The following is a 24604-nucleotide window of genomic DNA, read 5'->3' as shown; positions in this document are numbered from 1 at the left end:
CCGTGACCGGCCCCATGGAGCCACCGACGCGCTCGCCCAGGACGAAGCGCACCACGGCGGCGTTGCTCTGTCTCATCCTGAGCTTGGCGGGTTGCGGAGCTGTTTGTGACGCTGTCGATCCGAACCCGCCCCCCGAGTACCTGAAGCCTCCGTTGGAACAACGCCCCACGATGGAGACCGTCATCGCCGACCTCCGCCAGATGCGGGCGGAAATCATCGCCGCGTTCAACGCCGAATTCGGCACCACGAACTGGCATGACGACAACCCGACAGCCCCCTCGAGGCGTTCGGGCTGCACCGAAGTGGATCGGGTCGACGGGATGGGTCAGCTCTCGCTCCCCCTGCTCATCGTCGAACGGTCCTTCCACGGAGCCGAACGTGAGCGGGCGATCGAGATCGTCCAGCAGATCGGAGCGCGGCACGGGTTCAAGACCGCGCACACCATCGTCAATCAAGAGCAGAACTTCTCGATCTACGCCCAGGACCAGTACGGCACCAGCTACGACTTCGGTGGCAACGTCCACAGCAGCATCAGCATGTCCACCGGCTGCTTCCTGTGGGAGACACCCCCGGACGAGACTTGGACCTACGCCCCCGACGCCCCGTCGAGCTGACTCCCCCAGATCGGGCCGCTCACCCCACCGTCGACCCTCGAACCACGACCCGTGGGGCCACCGACTCCACACCGGGGGTGACCTCGCCCCTGACCGCCTCGGCCAACCGCTCGGCGGCGCGTCGGCCCATCTGCTGGAAGTTCATGTCCACGGTGGTCAGTCCGGGGCGGGCGCCAGCGGTCATCGGTTCCCAGTTGTCGAAACCGATCACGGCGATGTCGTCGGGCACCCGCACACCGCGGTCGCAGAGGGCGTCGAGGACACCGCGGACGATCTGGTCCGCGTCGACCATGCGGGTGTGGATGCCGCGCGAGTGACCGTGGACCGGCCGCTCAGCCCGCCGCGTACATCGGCTGGTTCGCATCAACGATCCAGTCCTGGTCCTCGGACCGGTCCGCGGCGGCCTGAGCGTCGGTCTGGAGGAAGAAGCGCTCGGAGCCGACCCAGGGCGAGTCATTCCAGGTGCTGTCCACCACCCGCCAGGCCCCGTCGACCCACACCTTGTTCCAGGCGTGGCCCTCGCCGCCGTCGACCGCGACCCCGGTAACCATCACCGAGTCCAGTCCAGCGGCGTCGGCGAGCGCCTGGAACGCCGAGGCGTAGGAGACGCACACCCCGGTGCCGTGCAGCAGCACACCGGTGGGCAGCCACGCCTGCGGATAGGCGTCAGCGTTGCCCCCGAGCTGGGCGTCATAGGCGTCGTCGTCGTACGCCGCCACCGACAGCAGGTGCGCGTTGATCGCGCGGACCCGCTCGGTCTCGGACATGTCCGGGGTGATGATCCGGGCCACAGTGTCCTGCACCGTGGCGGACAGGGCGGCTTGATCCGCCGCGCGCTGCTCCGGGGAGTCGGCGTAGGTCAGCACCAGCACCTGCTGGTCGGGCAGGTACACCGCATCCACCCGCGCATAGGCCAACGCCATCGGGGTCTGGTACGCCGCCTCGTAGAACGCGTCCCACAGGTCGGTGCCGTCGGTCGCCGACATCCCTCGTCCGGCCATGTAGGCACTGAGGTCGACGTACTGCTTCCCGGCGATCAACTGCGCGGACAGGAAGCGGACGAACTCAGTGGTGCCGTGCACGGGATACGGCACCTCCGGGGCGGTGTCACTGATCTCGACCTCGGACAGCACCACCGCTGCCGGCTGCTGGTAGGCGTACTCGGCGGGCGGGTCGGCGGCGTCGGTGCGGGCCTGATCAGCGCGTTCGCTGGCTGCCTGGATCGCCTGCTGCGCCGAGCCGACATCCGCGCTGGTGATCGGGATGGTCAGTCGGAATCGGGTGCCGTCGACGGTCATCGACGCGCCCCAGCCACCGGCCGCGGACACCGGCTCGGCCAGGTAGCTGACCGGGAACATCCGGGTACGACCGTCCGCCATCGACACCGGAACCTGCGCGGGGAGGGTCCCGGGGTCGATCGGTTGATCCAGACTCAGACCGAGCTCCGCCAGCGCGTGCACCGCCACCGCGTCGGGCAACCGGGCGGGCAGATCCGTGGGCACCGTCGCGACCCCGGAGGCGCGGTTCTCAGTGGTCACCGTCTGCACCAGGTAGGTGACCTGATCGGTGGGGTTGTCCTCGATGAAGTCGTCGCCGCGCAGGGCGTCATCGGAGTAGCGGACCGTGACCAGGTCCTCGTGCTGGTGCTCGCTCTGCGCCGACCAGGAGGAGGCGAGCGAGGTGATCGGTTGCTCCGTGGTCGCCCACCCGGGATCGGTCTCGGAGTGCAGCACCCGCACCCCGTCGGAGCCGAGGCGCAGCACCCGGTAGCCGGTCGCACCGTCCACCGGTTGCCAGCCGACCTGACCCACACCGTCGTCGTCGACAGTGACATCGAGGGTGGGCGCAGCCACCGGCGTCCGCACCGTGAACGCGCTGACCTGCGGTTCCTCGACCGGCTCACCGGTGCCGGGGTCGACCAGCAAGGCCAGGTAGTACACCTGCGCGAAGCCCCAACTGCCGGACTCGACGCCGATCTGCTGCGCACCAGCACCCGCCCACGCGGTCGAGGTCTGCGGCGTCGCGGCATACCCGTCCGCGGTGTCGGCGATCTGGGCGTCCGGGGCACGCACGGTCAGGTCACGGTCCAGGTACACGGCCAGGGCCTGATCGGCGGGCACGCTGCTCGGGTCGAAGTCCACCGGCACCGGCACCGAGTCGGTCAACGGCACATCCTCGATCACCTCGGACAAGCCCTGATCGGCCAGATCCTCAGCGCTCAGCCACGGGCCGCGCTCGGGCCAGAACCGCACCGCCGCCAGCGTGCCAAGGGCGACGGCCACCACCGTGACCAGCGCGGTGAGAACCGAACGGCGGGTGCGACGTGGGCGGGGTGAGGGTGCGGCACCCCCGGGAGGCGGTGGCGTCATACCGAAGGACACCGAGGGTTCGGCAGACGCAGATCCCCCGGCGAATGCCGGAGTGGGTGCCGGGGCTTCGGTGGGCGGGGGTCCCCAGGTGGGTACCGGAGCGGATTCCGGGGCCGCGGGACGCCAGGCGGAGTCGGCGGCAGCGTGCGGCACTGGGGCAGACGGATGCGCGGGGCCGTTGGGCGGCGGGACCGAGGCCGCGCTCGGGGCAGGCGTGGACGCCTGGCCCGAGCCGTAGGTCGGCGCAGGCGGCTGGTCCGTCGGCCCGGTCGGTGCACCCCAGGGCATCGGCGCGACCGGTGCCCCCTCCGGCATGCGAGGGTCGGGATCCCCTTGCTGTCGTGGCTCGCTCACCAGGCAAGAGTGCCGCGTCTCGGCTGCGAGTCGGGAAAAATCCGCGCAACAGCGGACCGGCTGAGTGCATGCGGGGCCACGGTGAGTAGGACGGTTGCGAGGCAGGGGCGTTAGCGTGACCGACAGTCGAGGAGTGAGGTCACCAGATGGCGGGGTCGACGGTGCGCGGAGTGCCGCGCACGCGCTTGATCGTCGCGGTGCTGTTGTTGTTCGCGCCGCTGGTCGCTGTGGCCGCCTCGCCGTGGCATGCCGAGGCGTACCTGGTGTTCCTGGCGCTGCCGCCAACCCTCGGCGGATTCCTGCTGTCGCCCCGGATGGCGTGGGCCGGTGCGGGGCTGACCACGGCGGGCATGGCGGTCGGGGTGGCGCTGAGCCCATGGCCGGTGGCGGGCGCGCTGGTGATGGCGGTGGCCTGCGCCCTGGTGGCCCGGGGATCGCGGCTGGGCGGCATCCTGATGGGCACCACGGCCACGACACCACTCGGGCTGGCGCTGGTGTCGCCTCCGACAATGAGTGCATTGGGCATCGAGGTCGGCGATCCGGTCACCGTGACCCGGGTGCTGGCGGCCGCCGGGTTCGTCGCGTTGGGCGGGCTGTGGACGGCGCTGGTGCTGACCGTGCTGGCGCGCGGGTTGCGCACACCCGAGCCGCGCCGGGAGTCGATGGTGGCAGCGCGCCGGTATGCCGCGGTGTTGGTGCCGCTGATGGCCGTGGCGACATTCGTGTGCATGCAGTGGTTCCCGGATACGCACGCGTGGTGGTTGCTGCTCACCGTGTTGGTGGTGTTGCACCCCCGGTATGAGCGAATTCGCAGTCATGCCCGTGCGCGAGTGCTGGGGACCGTGGCGGGCGGGTTCGTCGCGGCGCTGCTGGTGGCGGTGGTGCCGGAGGGTCGGGTGCTGACCCTGCTCGGTGTGCTGTGTGGCCTGGTCACCGCGTGGGCGAATCTGGCGCGGCCCTACTCGCAGTACTCCGCGCTGCTGACCCTGACAATCATCCTGCTCACCTCCGGCACCGGGGACGCCTTCGTCACCGACCTGGAGCGGGTGGGGTTGACCGTGCTCGGGGCGGTGCTGGTGTTGGCGGTGGTGGTGCCCGGTCGGGCGTTGCTGGCGCGCCGGGAGGACGGTCCAGCGGCGGGCTAGTCGTCAGTACTGGTAGGGCTCGGGCGGGCCGTGCGGGTCGCGCTGGGTGTCCAGCGCGGCGTTCCGCGCGCGCACCGCCTCAGCCGCCTCAGCCTGCGAGTCGGCCACGACGGTCACGTAGCCGGGCTCACTTGGCCGTGCACCGTGCACGATCAGGGGCACCTTCCAGCTCCCGCCATAGTGCGCGGTGAGCCCATCGGGGTCGTAGGAGGTCGGGAGCAGCATCGTCGACCCGTCCACCATCTCGAACGGAACCGCGCCGGGCAGCTGCGGCGCACTCTGCTGTCCGGACAGATCCTCCTGGCTCCACGCGTGTGACGCCGTCTGCAGCGGCACCTGGGCGAGCAGGGCGGAATCCACCGGGACCACCGAGGGGCGACCGTCGCTCAGGACGGCCGTCACCGCGATGCCCCGAATCTCGCGAGGTGTGGTGCTGGACGGACCGAGAATGGCCTCCGATTCCTCACTGCCACTGCTGAGGTACGCCAAGACGGCGTTCTGCCGGTATCCGCCCTCCTCGTCCTCGACATCCGAGGACCAGGAGGTGCCGTCCGTGGCCCCAAACGAGCTGAACCCGTAGGTCGGTTCCAGCACGTCGTAGCGGACAGCACCATCGACCGGCTCCCAGGCGAGCTGCAGCACTCCCTGGTCGTCGACATGCGCGTCCACGACCGGGCGCGGACGGGTGTCCTCCACCTCGAACCGTTGCACCGGGATGCGGTCGAGTGGCTCGCCGGTCTGCAGGTCACAGAGCTGGGCGATGTAGTAGACCGGCGACGCCCCCCAGCGCTCTCCGATGGACACATCGACCTCGTCGTCGTCGCGGCTGGACATGGAGGAGACGCGCAGCGTGGTGTCGTAGCCTGCGCTGACCGTGATCTCGTCCTTGCCCTCGTAGGAGTGCCGAACCTCGGCGTCAGGTGCCGCGACGGTCAGCTCCGGATCGAGGTAGACCCGGACCATCTCGCTCGCGGGCCGCCACCCGTCATGGTGGTAGTCGGTCAGGTCCGGGTTCGCATCGAAGGTGAAGGTGTGGTCGGCGGGCACCACTCCGAGGTCGTCCATGTCGATCGGCAGGCCGTAGGGGGACAGGCGACTGCCGATCGCAGGATCGCTGCTGGTGGAGGTGCCCGAGCCCGTCGTCCCGGTGTTCGCTGTGCTGCTGCCTGCCCGGTCGTCACCGCTGCTGACCACTCCGGCGACCAGGGCGAGCACCACGGCGATGCCCAGGCCGGACCAGGCGGCGGCGCGCTTGGCGCGGGCACGTCGACGGGCAGGGGTGGCGGTGGTGGACCACGGGTGGCCGGGGTACGGCGCTGTGCCGTGACCCGTGGCAGGGCCGTGGCCCGTGGGAGCGACATCGCCCGGGGGTGGCATGTGTCCCGACGGAGCCCCGGGTTGCCCCGCGCCGGAGACCTCCGCGTGGAACGCACCCAGTCGCGCCACGCCCGGGTGCGGCATCCCGGGGTGGGACAGCGACGGCCGGGGACCGGTGGGCACCGGGACGACGGGCGGTTCCTGCCGCCGACGCCGTCGACGCACCCGGGGAGCCGGTGGCGGCGTCGGATGATCGGGGATCTGCCACTCCTGCGGGTAGGCACTGGCCGAGGACGGTGCCACCTCACCCGCCCAGTCCGCCAACAGGTCGTCCGCGTGCTGCTGCCGCGGAGTCTGCTGCCAGGGCACCTCGTCCCAGCTCATGGTGCGGTCACCGTCCATCGACCGGCGGCCAGGTCCATCAGCCGCGGGAGGATCACGTCACCGGCGGCACGCAGCCCGTCATGCAGGTACTCATTGGTCGCCCACACCTGGGCGTTGCCGACCGACGACGCGGTCTGCTGGGCCAGCTCGATGTCGACATAAGGGTCGTCGAGGTACTGCGCAGCGGCCAACGGGACCTCATTGGCGGCGAGGCGGTCGACGTCGTAGAGCAGCGGCCACTCGGTGCGGGCCGCGAGCAACTCTGCCGCGCCCTGAAACGGTCGCAGTGCGGCGATGTCGCGAAACATCCACCTGAAGACGGCCTCACCGGTCAGGGTGAGGGGTCGGGCCGTGGGGTGGAAGGCGGGTCGGCGGTCACGCTCCTGCTCCGCTGCCCAGCCGCCGGTGCGGGCACCCTGGTGATAGATCACTTCTTGCAGGGTCATGTACAGCGGGTTGGCGTCGTACCCGGTCTGGGCCTGCGCCCAGTGCAGGAACGCGGGCGAAGGCACGCCGTCGGTGTCACGGTCGATGGTGTCCAACGCCCAGTGCAGGGCATCGATGCCGGTGCTCATCCCGAAGCCGGCGCCCAGCGTTTGCAGACGTTCCACGTGGAACACGTCCCCGCCCGGCAGGTGCACGTCGCCCGCGGCCAGGCGGTCGGCGAGCTCCGCGATCAGCTGGGCGTCGTGCGGGTAGCGCGCAGCGAACGCCCGGTTGCGCGCCTCCTGCCGGGTGAAGGTCCGGGCGTAGACATCCTCCGCGGTGGCGGTGATGCCGGGCAGTCCCCCGGTGACATAGCAAGCGGTCAATGCCTCGGGGTGCCGGGACAGATAGGTCAGCGTGCAGAACCCGCCGTACGACTGCCCGAGCGTCGACCAGCGCCGCCCGCCGTAGATCTGGTGCCGCAGCAGCTCGGCATCCTCGACGATGGCATCCGCACGGAAGCAGGCCAGATAGTCGGCGGCGGTGGCATCAGTCATTCCCGCGACCGTGCGCCCGTCGATCCGGGACGACCGCCCGGTGCCCCGTTGGTCCAGGAGCACCACGCGGTGGGTGCGCAGCGCGGTCGACCACCATCCGCCGCCGAGCGGACGCGGGCTCGCACCACCTGGGCCGCCCTGGAGGAACAACAGCAGCGGCAGATCGTCACCGTCCCGGGCCGGGTCGACCAGCTCACGGGCGAACACCTGGATGCTGCCGAACCGTGCCGGATCGCGATGATCGACCGGAACAGTGATCTGGTGGTCACGCACCCGGTACGGGGGCAGGTCGTGGCTCATTCAGTCAGGGTAAGCGGCACTGGTGCGTCCACGGTGTTTCCGGACGGTCACCGCGACGAGTTGGGGTAACACCTACGTGAAATCCCATCCGAGCGCCTTGTCGGCATTCTGGGGCATTCCCGAGACTCGTTTGAAGTCGAGGGCGGGGGACGACGATGGACATCACACGACCGCAGCAGCGTCACCCGGGCCCCGTGGCCGGGCTGGTGGCGCTGACCTGCCCGCCGGAGTGGCTGCGGGTATCGATCTGCGCGGCCTGGGGCTGGGATGTGCAGCACACCCGACTGCACCTGATCGCCGCCGACCTGCACGCGAGCTTCCTGGTGGTGGTGGACGACCTCCCGGTGGCGGTCGCCCGGCTCTCGGTGCCGCCCTACATGGAGGACACCGCTGCCGCTGAGTCCGAGGTCGCCTGGATGATGGACCTGGACGCCGCCGGGGTGGTCCGGGTGCCTGCGGTCATCACCCCCGCGGATGGCCGCGACGTCGCGCTGCTGGCCGATGAGGACGACCGGCACTGGATCTGCCTGGCCACCACCCTGGTCCCAACCACACCGCCAGGCGACGACGACAGCCGGCTCCGGATGCTCGGGACCACCGCCGCCCGGATGCACGAGCACGCGTTGAGCTACCACCGGCCACGCGACTTCATTCGGCCGACCTGGGACACCACGGATCTGGTCGGGCCGGATGCCCGCTGGGGGAATTGGCGCACCATCGGGCTGGACCCGACCGACCACACGGTGCTCGCCCGGGCCGAGCAGGCGGCGCTGGACGTGCTGCACCTGGCTTCACGCGCCCCGGACTCCTGGGGGTTGGTGCACGGCGACCTGCGACCGGAGAAGGTGGTGGCCGGTCCGGACGGGGTGACCGTGCTGGACTTCGACAGCTGCGGGTTCAGCTGGTTCATGCTCGACCTGGCGGCCGCGCTGTCCGCCTCGGCCGGGTCGCCGCGCGCACCGGAGCAGGCCCAGGCGTGGATCGAGGGCTATCAGGAGGTTCGACCGTTGACCCTGGAGGACGCTCGGGCAGCCTGTGCGCTGGTGGTGCTGCGCCAGTTGCAGTGGTTGGGGCGGTCCGGTGGTGCGGACGAGGCGCACGAGGCGGTCCGGGTCGGGCGGGCGTACCTGCGGGACGCGGGCTGGCTGGTCCGCTGACTGGTTGCCGTTGCCGCGGTTGGTCTGTCCACAGACGGCGGCCCGCGGCGGTGGTCCCCAGAGGGCCGGTCACACCTTCGATCCGTCGGGCTGCTGCGCGCACCCTGGGCGCAGCCGAGAGGAGGCCACGATGACCCCCGCACACACCAGCGCCCCCACCGTGTACGCCACCAGGTCCGTGGCGACAAAGGTGGTCCCCAGCACCAGGCGCGCCAGCGGCACCGCGTCCACAATCGTCCCCGGGACGCCGGTCAGCTGCGCGAGCTCCACCAGCACACACCAGCCCAGCCCGATCGCGAGCTGCCACCGCCAGGAGCTGCGTGGTGCCAGCACCCGGACCAGCAGCACCGCCATCGCCGCGTACAACCCGTCACCGATCGCATCAGCCCACGGACCGGAGCCCCCTCGGGTCACGGCGAGCCCGACGACGACCACCAGCGCGGCGGCGAACGCGGCCCGAGTCCTGGTCATGCCCGCGAGCCTAGGCACCGCCCTGGGGGTCACCGGTGCGCATCCGGTGTGGGTGTGATGTGCCATCGTTCCGCCGTGCCCCGTCCCACCCCTGCTCGCAGCGCTCCCCGACCCACCCACACCCGTCGACCTGCCCGTGCCCCTCGACCCGCTGGACGCACCGCGGCCCGCCGACCTCGCACCGGCGGGTCAGCCTCCGCACAGGCACCCCGGCACCGGACCCGGTGGCTGTGGCTGCTGCTGGTGCTCGCCGTGGCGGCGGGTGCCGGGGTGCCTGCCTGGCAGCAGCACCAGGACTCCGCGCGGTACCCGATCACCACCGCGGACCTCGACCGGGCACGACAGGAGTTGGCCGGCCTCGACGTCAAAGGCCGCGCACCCACCACGGGCTACAGCCGGGAGGAGTTCGGCCCGGCCTGGGCGGATGTCGACCGGAACGGCTGTGACACCCGCAACGACGTGCTGGCCCGCGACCTGTCCGACCTCACCTTCAAGGACGGCACCCAGAACTGTGTGGTGCTGACCGGTGTGCTGGACGACCCCTACGGCGGAGACACCATCGACTTCGAGCGAGGGGAACGCAGCGCGGACGTGCAGATCGACCACGTCGTCGCCCTGTCCGACGCCTGGCAGAAGGGTGCCCAGCAGTGGGACGCCGCCACCCGGCAGGAGTTCGCCAACGACCCGGCGAATCTGCTCGCGGTGGACGGCTCGATCAACCAAGCCAAGGGCAACGGTGACGCGGCGACCTGGTTGCCGCCCAGCACCGGATTCCGCTGCGCCTATGTGGTGCAGCAGATCCGCGTGAAGGCGGCCTACGGGCTGTGGGTCACCGAGGCGGAGGCCTCCGCGATGGACCGACAGTTGGACGGCTGCATCACGGTCGACTGAGCACGGTCCCATCGAGCAGCCACCAGCCACCCAGCACCAGACCTGCCACACATACCAGCAGCAACGCACCGACCCAGAACCCGCCGGGCAGCGGAGTCAACCGGGCGAGCACATCCGCATCCGACCCGCCCGAGCCGCGACCACCACGCCGACGACCGGCCTGCATCTCCAGCACCGCCCGCGGCGATCCGAGCAACAGGAACCAGGTCACCGCATAGGCCACCGCCACCTGCAACGCCGCACTGCCCCACCAGCTCACCGCCACCAGCAGCACGCCCGCGACCAGCACCGTCCACAGTCCGTACCAGTTCCGGATCTGCACCACCAGCAGCGCCAACGCGAGCAGCAGTGCCCACAGCAGACCTACCGCGTAGCCCCGACCGAGCAACCACGCCGCTGCCAGACCCAACACCGCCGGACCCGGATACCCCGCGAAGGCAGTCGCCACCATCCCCGGTCCGCGCGGTTTGCCCACCGACACCGTCAACCCGGAGGTGTCCGAGTGCAGTCTGACCCCGGACAGTCGCCGCCCGGACAGCACCGCCACCAGCGCATGCGCCGACTCGTGCACGATGGTCAACAGATGCCGGGCCAGGTGCCACGCCCACGGCACGACCAGCACCGCGAGCACCAGGGCCAACGCACCGAGCACCACCAGCGGTTCGGCAGTGGGTTGCGCGGTGGTGGCCCGGTGCCAGATCTCGTTGACCAGCGATCCGATCCGGTCCCACCCGCTCATCGGTCCACCCTCGACCGACCAGGCCGTGTGCACCCGCCGCGAGTCGCCGGACCGGTCACAGGTCGTCCAACAAGACGTCGCGCAGGTTCAGCGTGACCCGCAGACCGCCGTCCACCACCTGCGCCTCAGTGAGGGTGGCCTGTGCCGCGAGCTGGTCGGTGATCCCCGCCAGGTTGCCCAGCTGGTCGTTCAACCCGAGCGGCAACTGCACCGCGTCCACCGTGATCCCGCCGATGGTCGCCTGGGTGATCGTGGCGACCAGCTCACCGTCCGCAGCGGCGACCTGAAGGCTGGCGGTCACCGGCACACCGAGCGCCTGTCCGGAGAGCACCAGCTGCCCGTCCTGCTGTGCGACCTGCACGTCCCACCCGGTGCGCTCGGCCAACTGGCTCTGCAGTGTGGCGGGCGGCAGCGTCGCGGTGACCGTGACGTCCTGCGCCCCCCGGGCGCCTCGGATGCGCACCCCGGTGGCCTCGGCGTCCACATCGACGATGTCCACCCCGCGGATCTGCGCGGTGGCCGCCTGCACCTGGACGGCCCGGAGCTCACCGCGGATCAGCTGCGGAAGCACCGGATGCTCCGGCACCTCGACCCGCAGGTCGGGATCGGTGTTCAACCCGTTGCGCAGCGCGTCGCTGGCCACGCTCTGCACCAGCGAGCGACTGCCGTACTCGGCGAGCAGCGTCCCCGCGCCGAGCAGCAGCACGGCGAGCACGAAGGTGACCAGGCAGCCGCGTCGGCGGCGTCGATCGGCAGGCACGCGCCCGACCCTACGGGCCCATGCCGGCACCGAGCGCGCCGAGTGCCCGATCTGCGCCGGACGTTCACCAGTCGCCTCCGGTGCCACCGCGAGGCACCGGAGGCCCACCGGCCCAGCACCGGTTGCGGACCACCGCCGCCCCGCGTTCACTCGAACCGACGTCGGCGAGCGGTCCGACAAACCCCCGCGAGCGAGGAGCAGATCGATGGGCATCGGCGACTACGTGGACAAGGCAAAGCAGGCGCTGGCCGGGCACGAGGGCAAGGTCACGGACGCGCTGGACAAGGCCGCCGACGCGGTGAAGTCCCGCACCTCGGATGACACCGACCGCAAGATCGACTCCGCGGTCGACAAGGCGAAGGATTTTCTGGCCAAGCAGTCCGACGGACCCGGCTCCGCCGACACCCCGCGCAGCGACAGCGACCGCCCGCGCCCCCAGCACTGATCGGAGCGCCGTGCCGCACCCGCACCCGGACACCTCGACCGACCACCCTGTCCTGCTGGTGCTGCATGGCGCCCGCGGTGACCTGTCCCGCCGTCTGGTGCTCCCGGCCATCGCCGACCTGGCATCCGCCGGACTGCTGCCAGAGCGCTGGTTGGTGCTCGGAACCGGTCGTCGGTCGATCACCGACGACGAATTCGCTGAGCTGGCCCGCGACGCCCTGGACGAGTTCGGCAACGGTGATTCCACCCGACTGGACGGCCACCTGCGCTACGCCACCACCTTCACCGAGGACGAACCCGGCGAGCTGGTGCAGGCCATCGCCGCCACCGCCGAGGAGCTCGGCGCGGACACCACAGTCGTGCATTACTTGGCAGTGCCGCCCAGTGCCTTCGCCCCGACCACCCGGGGCTTGCGCGCCCACGGGCTGACCGAGGGCATTCGAGTCGTCTACGAGAAGCCCTACGGCACCTCGGCCGAGAGCTTCGAGGAGCTGGACACCCTGGTGCACGAGGTCCTGGATGAGCAACAGGTGTTCCGGATCGACCACTTTCTCGGCAAGGAGGCCACCCAGAACCTGCATGTGCTGCGGTTTGGCAACCAGCTGTTCGGCGGGGTCTGGAACCGGGAACACGTCGCACAGGTGCACATCGACCTGCCGGAGACTCTGGACGTCGCCGACCGCGCCGAGTTCTACGACGCCACCGGTGCCGCGCTGGACATGCTGGTCACGCACCTGTTCCAGGTCGCCGCCGAGGTGGCGATGGAACCGCCGAGCCGGTTCGACGCCGAGCACCTGGCCGCCGCACGCGAGCGGGTGATCGGGTGCTTCCGTCCGTTGGACCCGCAGCAGGATGTGGTGCTCGGGCAGTTCCGCGGGTACCGGGAGCTGGACGGCGTCGCCGACGACTCACGCACGGACACCTTTGTGGCCGCGCGGTTGTGGGTGGACAACGACCGGTGGCGGGGAGTGCCGTTCCTGTTGCGGACCGGCAAGCGGATGGCCCGCTCCGCCCAGCAAGTGACGCTGGTGCTGCGCACGCCCCATGAGCTGTTCGGCGAGCCCGCCGGCCCCGGACGGATCGCACTGTCCCTGGCCGGGGACGGTGCCATCGACATCACCACCACGGTGAAGCAGCCCGGCCCGGATCTGCGCCTGGCCACCGGCACCGCATCCTTGGCGTTGCAGCAGGTCGACGGCGGCGAGCCGCTGTCGGCCTACGGGTCGCTGCTGCACGACGTGCTGGTCGGCGACCGTTCCCTGTTCACCACGCCGGAGGGGCTGCGCGCCGCGTGGCGGACCTTCGCCCCGTTGCAGGGTCCGACCCGACCGGAGCCGGTGGAGTACGAGCCGGACGGGTGGGGCCCGGGGCAGGCCGACCGGTTGGCCGGACCGGACGGGTGGGTGCTCGGGCCGGAGTCCTGAGCCGCCCCGGCCCCGCTGGCCGACCTGACCCGCGCCGAACCTGCCCGCCCCACTGCCCGACCCCGAGCCACGTGTCGGACCTGCCCGGCGACCCCGAGCCACGCCGGCCCGGGCACACGGCGGGTGCGGAGCCCTCCTTCGACCCCGCACCCGCCGCCCACGCTCACTCGTACGCGATCGAGTCCAGCACCTTCATCCGGGCCGCCCGTGCACCGGGCCACAGCGCGGCCAACACACCGACCACCACCGCGAGCCCGAGCATGCCCACCAGGCTGCCCCAGGGGATGGACAGCTGGTTGAAGCCCATGTCGGCCATCAGATCCGGCAGGGTGGCCGCCAGCCCGACACCGATGCCCAGCCCGATCAGGGTGCCGAACACCGAGGTCAGCACCGACTCGACGATCACCGTCGCGGATAGCTGCAACCGGCCCAGGCCGACCGCCCGCAGCAGCCCGATCTCCCGGGTCCGCTCGATCACCGACAGCGCCAGGGTGTTCACGATGCCGAGCACGGCGATCACCACGGACAGCCCGAGCAGGGCATACATGACCGCCAGGATCATGTCGACCTGACCGGCCAGCTGCGACTTGTAGTCCTCCGCGGTCATCACCGAGACCACCACGTAGGGCTTGGCCACCTCGACCAGCTGATCGTGCACCGCATCCAGGTCAACACCCGGCACCGCATGCACCATCACGGTGTCGTACTGCCGCAACGCGGGGGGCACCAACTCGTCAAAACCGTCCGCCGGCATCATGAACGGGGCGCCGATCGTCTCGGTGGAGATCAGTGCACCGATGGTCGCCGTGAACTGACCGGACTGGCCGGTGATCGTCACCGAGTCGCCCAGCTTCCAGCCCGCCGCCTCGGCGTTCTCCTCCTTGACCACCAGCTGCCCGTCCGCCAATGACGCGAGGTCACCCTCGGTCACCTCAACGTTCAGCGACCGGCCGAAGACCCCCTCGGGCATACCCGCGACGATCTGCGCAGAGGACGGCAGATCCCCGACGGCCACCTGGGCGGTGGTGAAGCCCATCGCGTCGACCGCCTCGACATCCGGCAGCTCACGGACCTGATCGATCAGCTCCGCGGGCACCGCCCCAGTCATCTCGGTCAGCACAAAGTCGCTGTCCATCTGCGAGTCGATGATCTCCGACATCGACGACTTGGCGGAGACCGCGATCACCGAGACCGCACCGACCAGCGCCATGCCGATCATCAGCGCGCCGGCGGTGTTGGCCGTGCGCCGCGGGTGACGGACCACATTGCCGCGGGCCAGTCGACCGATCGGTCGCAGGAGCACGACGAACGGCCAGGCCAACACCCGGATCACCGCGCGGGCCAGCACCGGGGACAGCATGAGCACCCCGACCAGCACCGCAGCCGCACCCAGCCCATCAGCGGTCAACGCCCAGTCGAGCCCAGGGTTGGCGACCGCGGCGATCACCGCGGCCAGGCCCAGACCCACCAGCACCGTGCCGATGATCGAACGCAGGCGCAGCGACTTCTCCCCGGTGACGACCTCTTCACGCATCGCCTCCACCGGCGGGACCAGCGCAGCGCGTCGGGCGGGCACCGCGGCGGCCAACACGCTGACCAACGTGCCCACCAGCAGCGAGACCACGATGGTCGTGACATCGACCGGCACCGAGGTGCCCATGTCCATGCCCATGGAGCCGATCACCACACGAATGACCTCGACCAGCCCGAAACCGGCGGCCACACCGAGCACCGACCCGAGCACACCGACCACAGCGGCCTGCAACACGATCGATCCGAACACCTGCGCCGGCGACGCCCCGACCGCACGCAGCAACGCGAACTCCCGCATCCGCTGGCGGACGGACATCGCGAAGGTGTTGGAGATGATGAACCCGCCGACGAACAACGCGATCCCGGCGAAGATCAGCAGGAACGTGGTGACGAAGCCCAGGATCTCGTCGATGCTCTCCTTGGTGTCCGCACGCAGCGACTCGCCAGTCACCGCCCGCACCGAGCTGCCGGTCAGCGGGGCCAACCTCTCCACCAGGGTCTCGGGGTCGACGCCCTCAGCAGCGGTCACCTCAATGTTGTCGACCATGCCGTCGGGGGACAGCCGGGCCATCCCGCTCTCGGCGTCCACCAGCACGATGGTTGCGCCCATCATGGCGGCGTCGATGTCGAGCTGGCCGACCACGGTGACCTCGGTCAGCTCACCGGCCAGCACGATCGTGGTGGTGTCCCCCACCGACAGTCCGGCGTGCTCCAGGGTGACCTTCTCCAGGGCGATCTCGTCCGCGTTCTGCGGGCCCCGGCCCTCGAGCACAGTCCAGGACGGGTCATCGGCGGCCCACAGCATCGCCATGCTGGGTGCCATCCCGCCGCGGACTGCGGTGCCGTCCGCGCCGACGAGCACCACCGGCACGGAGAGCGTCGGCTCGGCACGCTCCACCCCGTCGATCTGCTCGGCCTCGTCGACCAGTGAGATCGGCACCCCGGTGGCGCCGAAGCCGCCGGACACGGCCGTGTCGGTGTCATTGGTCGGTGCCTGCAGGTACACGTCGCCGCCCGCGGAGCTCTCCACGATCCCGTCGAAGGAGCCGGACATCGCCGACCGCAGGGAAAATGTCCCCGCCACGAAGGCCACGCCCAGCGTCACCGCCAACAGCGACAGGGCGAAGCGACCCAGATGCGCCCGGATCGAGCGCCATCCCACCCGGGACATCAGCCCACCGCCCCGGCCCGCTGCGCGGTGAGGGAGCTCAGCGTGGACAGCACCGTGTCCGGCGTCGGGTCCTTCACGTCGGCGACCAGGCGACCGTCGGCCAGGAACAACACCCGGTGTGCGTAGGACGCGGCGGTCGGGTCGTGGGTGACCATCACCACCGACTGGCCCAGGTCCTCCACCGAGCGGCGCAGGAAGCCCAGCACCTCACCGGAGGAGGTGGAGTCCAGGTTGCCGGTCGGCTCGTCGGCGAACACCACCGCGGGCCGGGTGACCAGCGCGCGGGCACACGCCACCCGCTGCTGCTGACCACCGGAGAGCTGACCGGGCTTGTGCGAGAGCCGATCCCGCAGACCGACCGCCTCCACCACCTGATCCAACAGCTCGCGGTCCACCGGCTTGCGGGCGATGTCCAGCGGCAGGGTGATGTTCTCCAGCGCGGTCAGGGTCGGCACCAGGTTGAACGCCTGGAAGACAAAGCCCAACCGGGTGCGACGCAGCTTGGTCAGCTCGCGCTCGTTCATCCGGGAGACCGGCTCCCCATCAACCTCCACCTGACCGGCATCCACCCGGTCCAGGCCCGCCATGCAGTGCATCAGCGTCGACTTACCGGAGCCGGACGGGCCCATGATCGCGGTCATCCGCCCGCGCTCGAAGTCCACATCCACGCCATCCAACGCACGGACGGCGGCCTCGCCCGAGCCGTAGGTCTTGACCAGCCCGCGCGCCGTGGCGATCGCTGCTGTGGTCGTCATGGGGATTCCCTCTCCTCGTACCGCGTGAGACCCGCACCTCCCTGGCGCGAGCCGTGTCGAACGTACTGAGGAGGGCAGCTCTCGCCCCATCGGGGATTCCCCCGAGTCACCCCCGGATTCCCAGATCAGCGGGCGATTTCGTCTCAGGGTGACCACGGCACTCGCCTCCGGTTCGAATTCGCCCGTGCCGCCCGATCAACCCGGATTTACCCTGGTCCCGGGGTCCTGACGATGACGTGGTCCTGGCTGCTCGTGGTGCTGATTCCGGCGACGGTCACCGGTGCCGTCCTGGTGCTGCGCCAACGCCGACAGCGGGCCCGGACGGCACTGGCCCGGTTCCCCGACCCCTTCGACGCGCTGCTGGTGCAGACCCGGCTCGGCATCGTCGCCCAACACCTGCGACGGCTGGAGGACGACCCGCATGCGTGGGCCCGGGCGGAGCGGATCATCGCCGGTCAGATGGCCTACGACCAGTTGCTGGCGGAGGCCTGTCGGCTGGCCGGGGTGGAGGTGTTGCCCCGGGCGAAGGGCGACCCGTGGGAGCGGCTGCGCGAGGAGGTGGAGCTGACCGCACGTGGCTGGACGTGGTGACCTCGCCGACGCCGGCCACGTGGGCCAGCGCCGAGACGCACGTCCAGGTCGCGACCCCTGCGATCCCCGCCCCGGTGCCCGCGCCAGCGGTCCACGTCCAGGACGTCGCGCCCGTTCACCCCGCGATCACGGTCAGCGAGGACGACCCGTCCGCCCGCCGCCGCACCGCGATCCGCTCTGCGATGGCGGACTTCATCGCCTCGACATGGGACACCAACCCGACCACCCGGCCACCAGCCCGCAGGTGCGCCAACTCGGTCAGCACCGCGTCCAGCATCTCAGGGTCGAGGCTGCCGAAGCCCTCGTCGATGAACAGGGTGCCCAGCTCGATCCCCCCGGCCTCCGCACTGACCACATCCGCGAGTCCGAGCGCGAGGCACAGCGACACGTAGAAGGTCTCGCCCCCGGAGATGGTCCGGGTGCTGCGCACGTCGCCGCTGTGGTGGTCGACCATCCGCAGCCCCAGACCGACCTTGCGGCTGCGGGACTCCTTCTCCTGCGAGGTGACCAGCTCGAACCGCCCGTCGGACATCGGCCGCAGCCGGTCGTTCGCGGCCGCGACCACATCCTCGAACCGGCGCTGCAACACGTAGGTGCCGAGCGAGAGTCCCTGACCCCCGTCCTGCCCGGCCGCCAGCCGCGCCATCCGGCTGATCGGTGCGGACCGGCGCAGCAGTTCGGCCGCGCTATCCGCGGCCGCCCGGACCTGGACCTCCGCGTCGGCGGCGTCCTCGGCCCGGCCACGGTCCACTGCGGCGGCGGCTGCCGCCTGCTCCGCCAGCGCCCGGTGTTCGGCGGCGACGGCTGTGACCCGTTCCTGCTCGGCGCGGGCGGCGTCGAGGTCGGTGGTGGCGTCGATCCCGGCGAGCTCCGGCTCGGCCAGCCCGGCGGTCACCCGGTCCACATCCGCGAGGTGTCCGCGCACGGCGGCGTCGAGTGCCGCGGTGTCAGCCGGGTCCAACACCCCCGCGCGCGCGGCATCGGCGTCCGGTGCGCCGGTGTCGTCGACAAAGTCGTATTGCCGCAGGGCGTCGTCGACCCGCTGCCGCCAGTCCGCCACCGCGGTCCGGGCAGCTGCCAGCGCCCCCCAGGCATCCAGCACCGCATCCGCCGCCTCGGCCCGGGAACGTTCCGCGCTCTGCCGGGCCGCCACCGTGGGGTGCCCGTCCCGTGCCGCGGCCACCTCGGTCCGGTCGGCGTCCAGGTCGCGCTCGGCCTGCTCGGCGGCGTGCTCCGCGCCGGTCTGCTCGGTGACGGCGGACTCCCGGCGGGTGCGCAGCTCCTCGGTGGCCCCGTCGTGCGCGGCGAGCCGGTCGGCGCAGCGTCGGCGGTCGGCCTCAGCGGCACGGGCCTCGTCCAGCGCGGCTGCGGTGGAGCGCACCTCCGATTCGGCGGCGTCCAGGTCGCGACCACCTGTGCGCTCGGCCAGTGCGGACAGTCGACTGCTCAGCGCGCTGACCTCGGACTCGGCGACGCGCAGCCGCTCCTCCGCCTGACGGCGCAGCTCCTCGGCGGCCTCGACCTGCTCCGCGGTGATGTGGTCGGCGGCCAGCGCGGTCGGTGCCGGGTGCTCCACCGCACCGCACACCGGGCACGGCTCGCCGTCGGTCAACGTCCCGGCCAGTTCCCCGGCGATGCCGCGCAGCCGGGCCTGACGCAGGGCGTGCTCGCGCTCAGCGGCCTCAACGGCGGCCGCTGCTGCCTGGCCCCGGGTCTGGGTCGCCCGGGTGTGCTGCGCTGCGACGTCGGCATGCTCGCGGACGGCAGCCAACACCTCGGTGGCGGTACGCCAGGTCTGCTCCCGGGAGGGAATGGTGTGGGCGAGCTCGGTGGCGGCGTCCAGGGCGGCGACCAGCTCCACCCGCTCCTGTGGCCGCTGGGCCAGCGCCAGGTCCAGCTCGGTGACGGCAGTCCGGCAGCGGTCGGCGGCGGCACGGAGCTGGTGCAGCACCTCGGCGCGCCGGTCCAGCGCGGATTCGAGGTCGACCAACCGGGACAGTGTGGCGACGTGGTCCCGAGCCCGGTCGCGCCACGCGGTCAGCTCTGCCACGGCAGCCGGGTCCACGTTCAGGTCGGCCCCCACGCCCAGATCCGAGCCCACGCCCAGGTCCGGCCCGCCGTCGAAGGCACCCGTCAGCGCATCGCGCGCGATCGAACGCCCCTGCCCCCTCCACCCCGGGAAAGCCACCCCGTCGAACCACCCGGCGGGCACCCGGTCCACCGCCGCGTCCAGCTCCTTCGCAGCGGAGGTCACCCGCTCGCGGGACTCGTCCCATCCGCGCAGCAGCGGAGCGACCGCCCCGGCCCGGCGCGCCAGGTCCACCCGTTCACGGTCGCGGTCGTGCTGCGCGGACCGTGCGACCAACTGCGCCTGCTCGGCGGTCAGAGCCGCCCACCGTTCCACCCGCCGAACCCGCTCCACCGCGGCCTGCACCTGCTCCGCGGACTGCGCCGCCCGGGCAGCAGTCGCCTCCGCCGTGGTCGCGCTGGCAGCCGCCGTGGCACGCACCGCGCTCGACAGCTCACCGATCTCCTGCACCACGGCGGGCAGGTCTTCCGCCACCCGCGCGGTCAACGGTTCGGTGAGTTGGGCAGCCCCCGCGAACCGGTCCACTGCGCTCTGCACCGCGGCCCGGCTGCTCTCCACCTCGCGTTCGGCGGCGCGCCGCGCCTCGGCCAGCTGCTGCTCCACCCGGTCGTAGATCTCGGTGCCGAAGATCCGCTGCAACAGCATCCGGCGCTGTTCCGGCTCAGCGGCCAGGAAGCTCGCGAACTCACCCTGCGGCAGCACCATCGTCTGCACGAACTGCCCACGTTCCAGCCCGATGATCCGGGTCAGCTCCGCACCGGCCTCGTCCAGTCGGGTGGAGACGATCTCCCCCACCGGTTCGGCCTGAGGGTCGTCAGGCACGGCGGTCAGTCGCCACAGTTTCACGGTGGCCTGCTGCCGGACGGTGCCGGTGCCGCGCTTCTTGGGCCGGTCATAGGCAGGAGTCCGGCGCACCCGGTAGACGCCGTGCCCGGTCTCGAAGCACAGGTCCACCACGGACTCGACACTCTCGTCGGCGAAGGCGCTGCGCAGCCGGTCCTCACTCGCCGAGGCGGCCGCGACCTTGCCGTAGAGCGCGAACACCACCGCGTCGATGATCGTGGACTTGCCGGCACCGGTCGGACCTTCCAGCAGGAACAACCCGCCGGCGGACAGCGCCGCGAAGTCGACGGTGTACCGCCCGGCGAACGGGCCCACTGCGTGCAGGGTCAGGGTGTGCAGGCGCATCAGGCGCTCCGCTCCGCTGCGATGACCTGCTCATAGGCCGTACGCAGCACAGCCGCCTCCTGCGGTGTGGGCGCGGCACCGCCGACATGGGCGATGAAGTCGCCGACCACCTCCAACGGGTCGCGCCCCGGCGTGATCGTGGCGGTGTTGCGGGTCAACGCGGAGACCGGCGGTTGGTGCTGGATGACCAAGGCGTGCGGGAACCGGGCCTTCACTCGGCGGAACAGGTCTCCCGGTCGGGCAGGGTCGGTGACGGTGACCCGGACCCAGTCGTCGCCATGCCCCTCCGTGGCCAGGATCTGGTCCAGCGTGCCGGTCAGGTCGGTCATGGCGCGGGGCACGGGTGCGGGCAACAGGGTCACGCGCGCGGGCTCGGTGCCGTCCAGCTCCACCAGGGTGGTCGATTTGTGCTGGCGCGCCTCGGAGAAGGAGTAGGCCAGCGGCGATCCGGAGTACCGGATGGTGTCGGTGATCCGCTGCGGGCCGTGCAGGTGGCCGAGCGCCACATAGTCGATCCCGTCGAAGATCCCGGCTGGAGCGTGATCCACTCCGCCGACCCGGATGTCCCGCTCGGAGTCACTGGCCTGGCCGCCCACCACGAAGGCGTGCGCCAGCACCACCGAGCGGACCTGCCCCTGCGCCGCCAAATCCTCCCGCACCCGATCCATCGCGGCACCGAGCACCGCGGCGTGCGAGCGGGGCAACACCTCTCCCTCCGGGGCCAGGGTGTGCCGGGCGACATCCGGGTCGAGGTAGGGCAGGCCGTAGATGAGCACCTCCGGCCCGTCACCACCGGGTAGCCGGACCGGGGTGTCGATCCGACGCTGGTCGGCCAGGATGCGCACCCGATCGGTGAGCAGCTCCGCACCAAAGCCCAGGCGCGCCGCGGAGTCGTGGTTGCCGGGGGTAAGGATCACGGTGGTCCGCTCCGCCAACCGACGCAATGTCGCGGACAGCAGCTGCACGGACTCCACCGGCGGGATGGCCCGGTCGTAGACATCCCCGGCGATCAGCACGGCGTCCACCCGGTGCTCGGTGACAAGCTCCACCAGGTGGTCGCAGAACGCGGACTGGTGCGCCGTCAGGTCGACCCCGTGCAGGGTCCGACCCAGGTGCCAGTCCGAGGTGTGCAACAGCCGCATACCCCGAAACTAGCCGCGCTCACCGACACATCCGTGCACCCGCTGCATCGGCTGGGGACCACCGGCGTGGCGGCCGCGCTGTGGACAGTCGAACGCCCCGTGATTCTCAGACCTGAACCGGGGTGCCCTCCACCTCGAACTCCTGCTCCATCCCGATCAGCGCCAGGCGGTCGATCACCTGACGGTCCGGGTCGCGCAGCGTTACCCGCTGTCCGGTCTCCCCCGCCGCCAAGTGCAGTTGCAGCAGAAAGGCCAGCCCGGAGGAGTCGATGAAGCTCAGACCGGTGGCGTCCACCAGGATTGGCCGGTCAGTGCTCAGTGCCTGGGCCATCGACGTGCTCGCATCAGCGCGCAGCGCCCCGTCCACTTCCCCCCACAAGCGGACCAGCGTGCGACCGTCCGCGGTCGCCACGTCGATCCCACCGACACGGGTGGGGTCGTCATTCGGGTCCATCGGTCCTCGGCTCTATCGAAGGTGCGGCCGGAGGATCATGCCCCCGGTGCGAGCGGTCCGCATCCGCTGGACCCGCCGCCCGGAGACCGAGGCGGCCGCCGTGACACACCCAGAAGAACGCGTCGACACCCCGTGTCGTTCCCGAGGCACGCAACAGTCCCTTGACCTGCACATGAACGTCACGCGACCGGTTCAGGCTCCGTCACATCCGCCACGGTGGCACCCAGCACCCGGATCATGTCGTCCGCGTCCAGCGTCGCACCCACCCCGTGCCCGCCCCCGCCGATCGACACCGTCCGCCCCGGCACCGTCGCATCGGCGATCACCGGCCAGGCCCGCAACGACCCGAAGGGAGTGATGGTGCCGCGCTCGTAACCGGTGACCTCCTTCGCGGTGGCCGCATCCGGCATCGACATCCGCTTCACCCCGAGCAGGTCGCGCAGCTTCGGCCAGGAGATCGACCGCCCGCCCGGCACCAGCACGAACAGGTAGTCGTCCTCACCCCGGCGCACCACCAGGGTCTTCACGATGTCCTCCGGTTGGACGCCCCGGGCCGCCGCGGCCTCGGCCAATGATCCCACCGGACCGTGCCGGGTGATCGTGTGGGCGATGCCGGACTCGGCCAGCGCCTGGGCGGCGCGCTCCTCGGTGCTCATGCGTTCAGGGTAGGCATCAGGGTCAGCTCGTCGCCGTGCCACCCCCGCCGCAACCAGCGGTCGTGCGAGGCCACCACCACCGCCCCCGGTGCGGAGCGCAGCGCGTCGCCGAGCTCATCCGCCAGCGCCAGGGAGATGTGGTTGGTCGGCTCGTCCAGCAGCAGCACATCCGGGGTCTGCGCGACCAGCAGGGCCAACACCACCCGTCGCCGCTGCCCCACCGACAGCTCCCGCAGCGGACGGTCCAGATCCCGCGGCGCGACCAGCCCCAGCTCCTGCAACGGCACCGGGTCGGAGAACCGGGCAGTCACCAGGTCGTACACCGCCCGCGGCGTCCGGTCGTCGTCGGCCAGGCCCACGTCCTGCTCCAACAGCGCCACCGTCGCGCCCTTCGCCCGCCACGCCGTGCCGATGGTCGGCACCAGATCGCCCGCCAGCACATGCAGCAGCGTCGACTTGCCGGAGCCGTTCGGGCCGGTGACCAGCAGCGCGGTGTCGGCGTGCACATCCAGCGCCGGGATACTCACCCGCCCGGGCACCACCACATCCCGCACCGAGATCAGCGTGCCCTCCCGCCGGGTCGCGGCGGTCAACGGGGCGGCGAACCGCAGCTCCCGGGGCGGACGACGCACCTGCTCGCGTTCCAGGTCGTCCAGTCGTCGCTGGGCGTTGCGCACCCGGCGACCCACCTGCTGCTGCACGAAGTCGCCGTGCCGCCCGTAGGACATCTTGTTCCGGTCCTTCATCGCGCGGCCGTGCACCACCTGACGGGCCTTGCCGTCCGGGGCCACCGAGGACCGCAGCGCGGACAGCTCCTCGCGTTCGGCCAGCCAGCGCTGCTGCCACTGCTCCCGAGCGATCCGCTTGGCCTCCCGGAAGTCGGTGTACGTCCCGCCGACCACCCGCGGACCGTCCAACCCGGGGTCCAGGTCGAGGATCTCGGTCACCACCTCATCCAGGAACACCCGATCATGGCTGGCCAGCACCACCGCACCCGGCAGCTCCGCCAACGCGGTCGCCAGGAACTCCGCCGCGTCGTCGTCCAGATGGTTGGTCGGCTCGTCCAGCAGCACCGCCCGGGGACGACGGACCAGCACCGCGGCCAGCGCCAGTCGGGACCGCTGCCCGCCGGACAGCGAACCGGAGACCCGGGTGGGGTCCAACTCCCCGAGCCCGATGCCCGCCAACACCCGCTGGGCCCGGCCGTCGGCGTCCCACACCTCGGCGGCCTCGGCATGGGCGAGCGCCAGGTCGTACCGGGTGGCCGCCTCCTCGGTGCCCTCCGCGAGCGCCAGCGCCGCCGCCTCAAGGTCGGCCGCCACCGCCCGCACCTCGGACAGCGCCGCCCCGATCACGTCGTCAATGCTGGCGTCCGCACCAAAGGGCGGCTCCTGCGCCAGGTAGGCGAGATCGGCGGGCCGCTGCACCTCACCGGTGTCCGGCTCCTCGACCCCGGCGAGCAGGCGCAGCAGCGTCGACTTGCCGATGCCGTTCTCCCCGACCAGGCCGAGCCGGTGCCCGGGGTCGACCGCGAAGGACAGATCCGTGAGCACCCGGCGGTCGCCGTAGGCCCGGGACAGACCCGTGGCGCGCAGGACGGGCGTAGAGGACTGGAGAGACATGAGGGATCACCACCGGCTGCCGACACGCACGAGGGGTCGGCGGGAGTCAGG

General features: G+C 71.3%; 21 protein-coding genes. 7 read left to right on the top strand and 14 right to left on the bottom strand.

Annotation, left to right across the window (positions count from 1 at the left end):
- Positions 1 to 2 precede the first annotated feature (2 nt).
- Complete coding sequence (locus AB0N78_RS13950; RefSeq protein WP_363391334.1) at positions 3 to 614, top strand: LppA family lipoprotein; 612 nt, start codon at positions 3 to 5, stop codon at positions 612 to 614.
- 19 nt (positions 615 to 633) lie between these two features.
- Here the strand turns inward: AB0N78_RS13950 and AB0N78_RS13945 are convergent, their stop codons facing one another.
- Positions 634 to 906 (bottom strand): substrate-binding domain-containing protein, encoded by a 273-nt coding sequence (locus tag AB0N78_RS13945; protein ID WP_363391331.1) that lies wholly within the window; start codon positions 904 to 906, stop codon positions 634 to 636.
- A gap of 40 nt (positions 907 to 946) precedes the next feature.
- Positions 947 to 2983 carry a transglutaminase domain-containing protein gene (locus AB0N78_RS13940; RefSeq protein WP_363391328.1) on the bottom strand — a complete coding sequence of 679 codons (2037 nt, stop codon included), beginning with the start codon at positions 2981 to 2983 and terminating at the stop codon, positions 947 to 949.
- Between the two features lie 524 nt (positions 2984 to 3507).
- Between AB0N78_RS13940 and AB0N78_RS13935 the strand changes: the two genes are divergently transcribed.
- A complete protein-coding gene (locus AB0N78_RS13935; protein ID WP_363391326.1) occupies positions 3508 to 4482 on the top strand; it encodes an FUSC family protein in 975 nt (324 codons plus the stop codon).
- Between the two features lie 3 nt (positions 4483 to 4485).
- Here AB0N78_RS13935 and AB0N78_RS13930 read toward each other — a convergent pair whose 3' ends face one another.
- On the bottom strand, positions 4486 to 6183 hold the full coding sequence (locus AB0N78_RS13930) for a hypothetical protein (RefSeq protein ID WP_363391323.1): 1698 nt from the start codon (positions 6181 to 6183) through the stop codon (positions 4486 to 4488).
- Positions 6180 to 7466 (bottom strand): alpha/beta fold hydrolase, encoded by a 1287-nt coding sequence (locus tag AB0N78_RS13925; RefSeq protein ID WP_363391320.1) that lies wholly within the window; start codon positions 7464 to 7466, stop codon positions 6180 to 6182. The genes AB0N78_RS13930 and AB0N78_RS13925 overlap by 4 nt, the downstream gene beginning before the upstream one ends.
- 155 nt (positions 7467 to 7621) lie before the next feature.
- Between AB0N78_RS13925 and AB0N78_RS13920 the strand changes: the two genes are divergently transcribed.
- Positions 7622 to 8623, top strand: coding sequence for a phosphotransferase (locus AB0N78_RS13920; RefSeq protein WP_363391317.1), 1002 nt, complete (start codon positions 7622 to 7624; stop codon positions 8621 to 8623).
- Positions 8624 to 8692: 69 nt separating this feature from the next.
- Here AB0N78_RS13920 and AB0N78_RS13915 read toward each other — a convergent pair whose 3' ends face one another.
- Positions 8693 to 9094: a DUF2809 domain-containing protein gene (locus AB0N78_RS13915; protein ID WP_363391314.1), complete on the bottom strand. Its 402-nt coding sequence runs from the start codon at positions 9092 to 9094 to the stop codon at positions 8693 to 8695.
- Between the two features lie 75 nt (positions 9095 to 9169).
- Here AB0N78_RS13915 and AB0N78_RS13910 point away from each other — a divergent pair, with 75 nt between their 5' ends.
- The gene (locus AB0N78_RS13910; RefSeq protein WP_363391312.1) at positions 9170 to 9985 is read left to right on the top strand and encodes an HNH endonuclease family protein; all 816 of its coding nucleotides are present in this window, start codon (positions 9170 to 9172) and stop codon (positions 9983 to 9985) included.
- Here AB0N78_RS13910 and AB0N78_RS13905 read toward each other — a convergent pair.
- Positions 9972 to 10724, bottom strand: coding sequence for a M50 family metallopeptidase (locus tag AB0N78_RS13905; RefSeq protein WP_363391309.1), 753 nt, complete (start codon positions 10722 to 10724; stop codon positions 9972 to 9974). The genes AB0N78_RS13910 and AB0N78_RS13905 overlap by 14 nt on opposite strands.
- Positions 10725 to 10779: 55 nt before the next feature.
- Complete coding sequence (locus AB0N78_RS13900; RefSeq protein WP_363391306.1) at positions 10780 to 11484, bottom strand: DUF2993 domain-containing protein; 705 nt, start codon at positions 11482 to 11484, stop codon at positions 10780 to 10782.
- 205 nt (positions 11485 to 11689) lie between these two features.
- On the opposite strand from AB0N78_RS13900, the gene AB0N78_RS13895 reads away from it, so the two are divergent.
- Entirely contained in the window at positions 11690 to 11929 is a 240-nt protein-coding gene (locus AB0N78_RS13895) for an antitoxin (protein ID WP_363391303.1), read from the top strand.
- A 10-nt stretch (positions 11930 to 11939) separates the two neighbouring features.
- Positions 11940 to 13352, top strand: a complete 1413-nt coding sequence (locus AB0N78_RS13890; RefSeq protein WP_363391300.1) for a glucose-6-phosphate dehydrogenase — start codon at positions 11940 to 11942, stop codon at positions 13350 to 13352.
- Between the two features lie 163 nt (positions 13353 to 13515).
- Here AB0N78_RS13890 and AB0N78_RS13885 read toward each other — a convergent pair whose 3' ends face one another.
- Positions 13516 to 16056: an FtsX-like permease family protein gene (locus AB0N78_RS13885; RefSeq protein ID WP_363391297.1), complete on the bottom strand. Its 2541-nt coding sequence runs from the start codon at positions 16054 to 16056 to the stop codon at positions 13516 to 13518.
- Entirely contained in the window at positions 16056 to 16811 is a 756-nt protein-coding gene (locus AB0N78_RS13880) for an ABC transporter ATP-binding protein (protein WP_363391294.1), read from the bottom strand. Before AB0N78_RS13880 ends, AB0N78_RS13885 begins: the two co-directional genes overlap by 1 nt.
- A 231-nt stretch (positions 16812 to 17042) precedes the next feature.
- Between AB0N78_RS13880 and AB0N78_RS13875 the strand changes: the two genes are divergently transcribed.
- Complete coding sequence (locus AB0N78_RS13875; protein ID WP_363391291.1) at positions 17043 to 17402, top strand: hypothetical protein; 360 nt, start codon at positions 17043 to 17045, stop codon at positions 17400 to 17402.
- A 115-nt stretch (positions 17403 to 17517) separates the two neighbouring features.
- Here AB0N78_RS13875 and AB0N78_RS13870 read toward each other — a convergent pair whose 3' ends face one another.
- From AB0N78_RS13870 to AB0N78_RS13850, 5 genes are all read right to left on the bottom strand, one after another.
- Positions 17518 to 20679, bottom strand: a complete 3162-nt coding sequence (locus AB0N78_RS13870) for an SMC family ATPase (protein WP_363391288.1) — start codon at positions 20677 to 20679, stop codon at positions 17518 to 17520.
- Positions 20679 to 21821, bottom strand: coding sequence for an exonuclease SbcCD subunit D (locus AB0N78_RS13865; RefSeq protein WP_363391285.1), 1143 nt, complete (start codon positions 21819 to 21821; stop codon positions 20679 to 20681). Before AB0N78_RS13865 ends, AB0N78_RS13870 begins: the two co-directional genes overlap by 1 nt.
- 106 nt (positions 21822 to 21927) lie before the next feature.
- The gene (locus tag AB0N78_RS13860) at positions 21928 to 22275 is read right to left on the bottom strand and encodes an STAS domain-containing protein (RefSeq protein WP_363391282.1); all 348 of its coding nucleotides are present in this window, start codon (positions 22273 to 22275) and stop codon (positions 21928 to 21930) included.
- 179 nt (positions 22276 to 22454) lie between these two features.
- Positions 22455 to 22931 (bottom strand): YbaK/EbsC family protein, encoded by a 477-nt coding sequence (locus AB0N78_RS13855; protein ID WP_363391279.1) that lies wholly within the window; start codon positions 22929 to 22931, stop codon positions 22455 to 22457.
- Complete coding sequence (locus AB0N78_RS13850) at positions 22928 to 24553, bottom strand: ABC-F family ATP-binding cassette domain-containing protein (protein ID WP_363391277.1); 1626 nt, start codon at positions 24551 to 24553, stop codon at positions 22928 to 22930. Before AB0N78_RS13850 ends, AB0N78_RS13855 begins: the two co-directional genes overlap by 4 nt.
- Positions 24554 to 24604: the final 51 nt, after the last annotated feature.

This window comes from Cellulomonas sp. NPDC089187 (genome assembly GCF_040685135.1).
GTDB lineage: Bacteria > Actinomycetota > Actinomycetes > Actinomycetales > Cellulomonadaceae > Cellulomonas.
The sequence above is the reverse complement of the archived record's forward strand: the minus strand, read 5'-3'. Positions and strand labels throughout refer to the sequence as shown.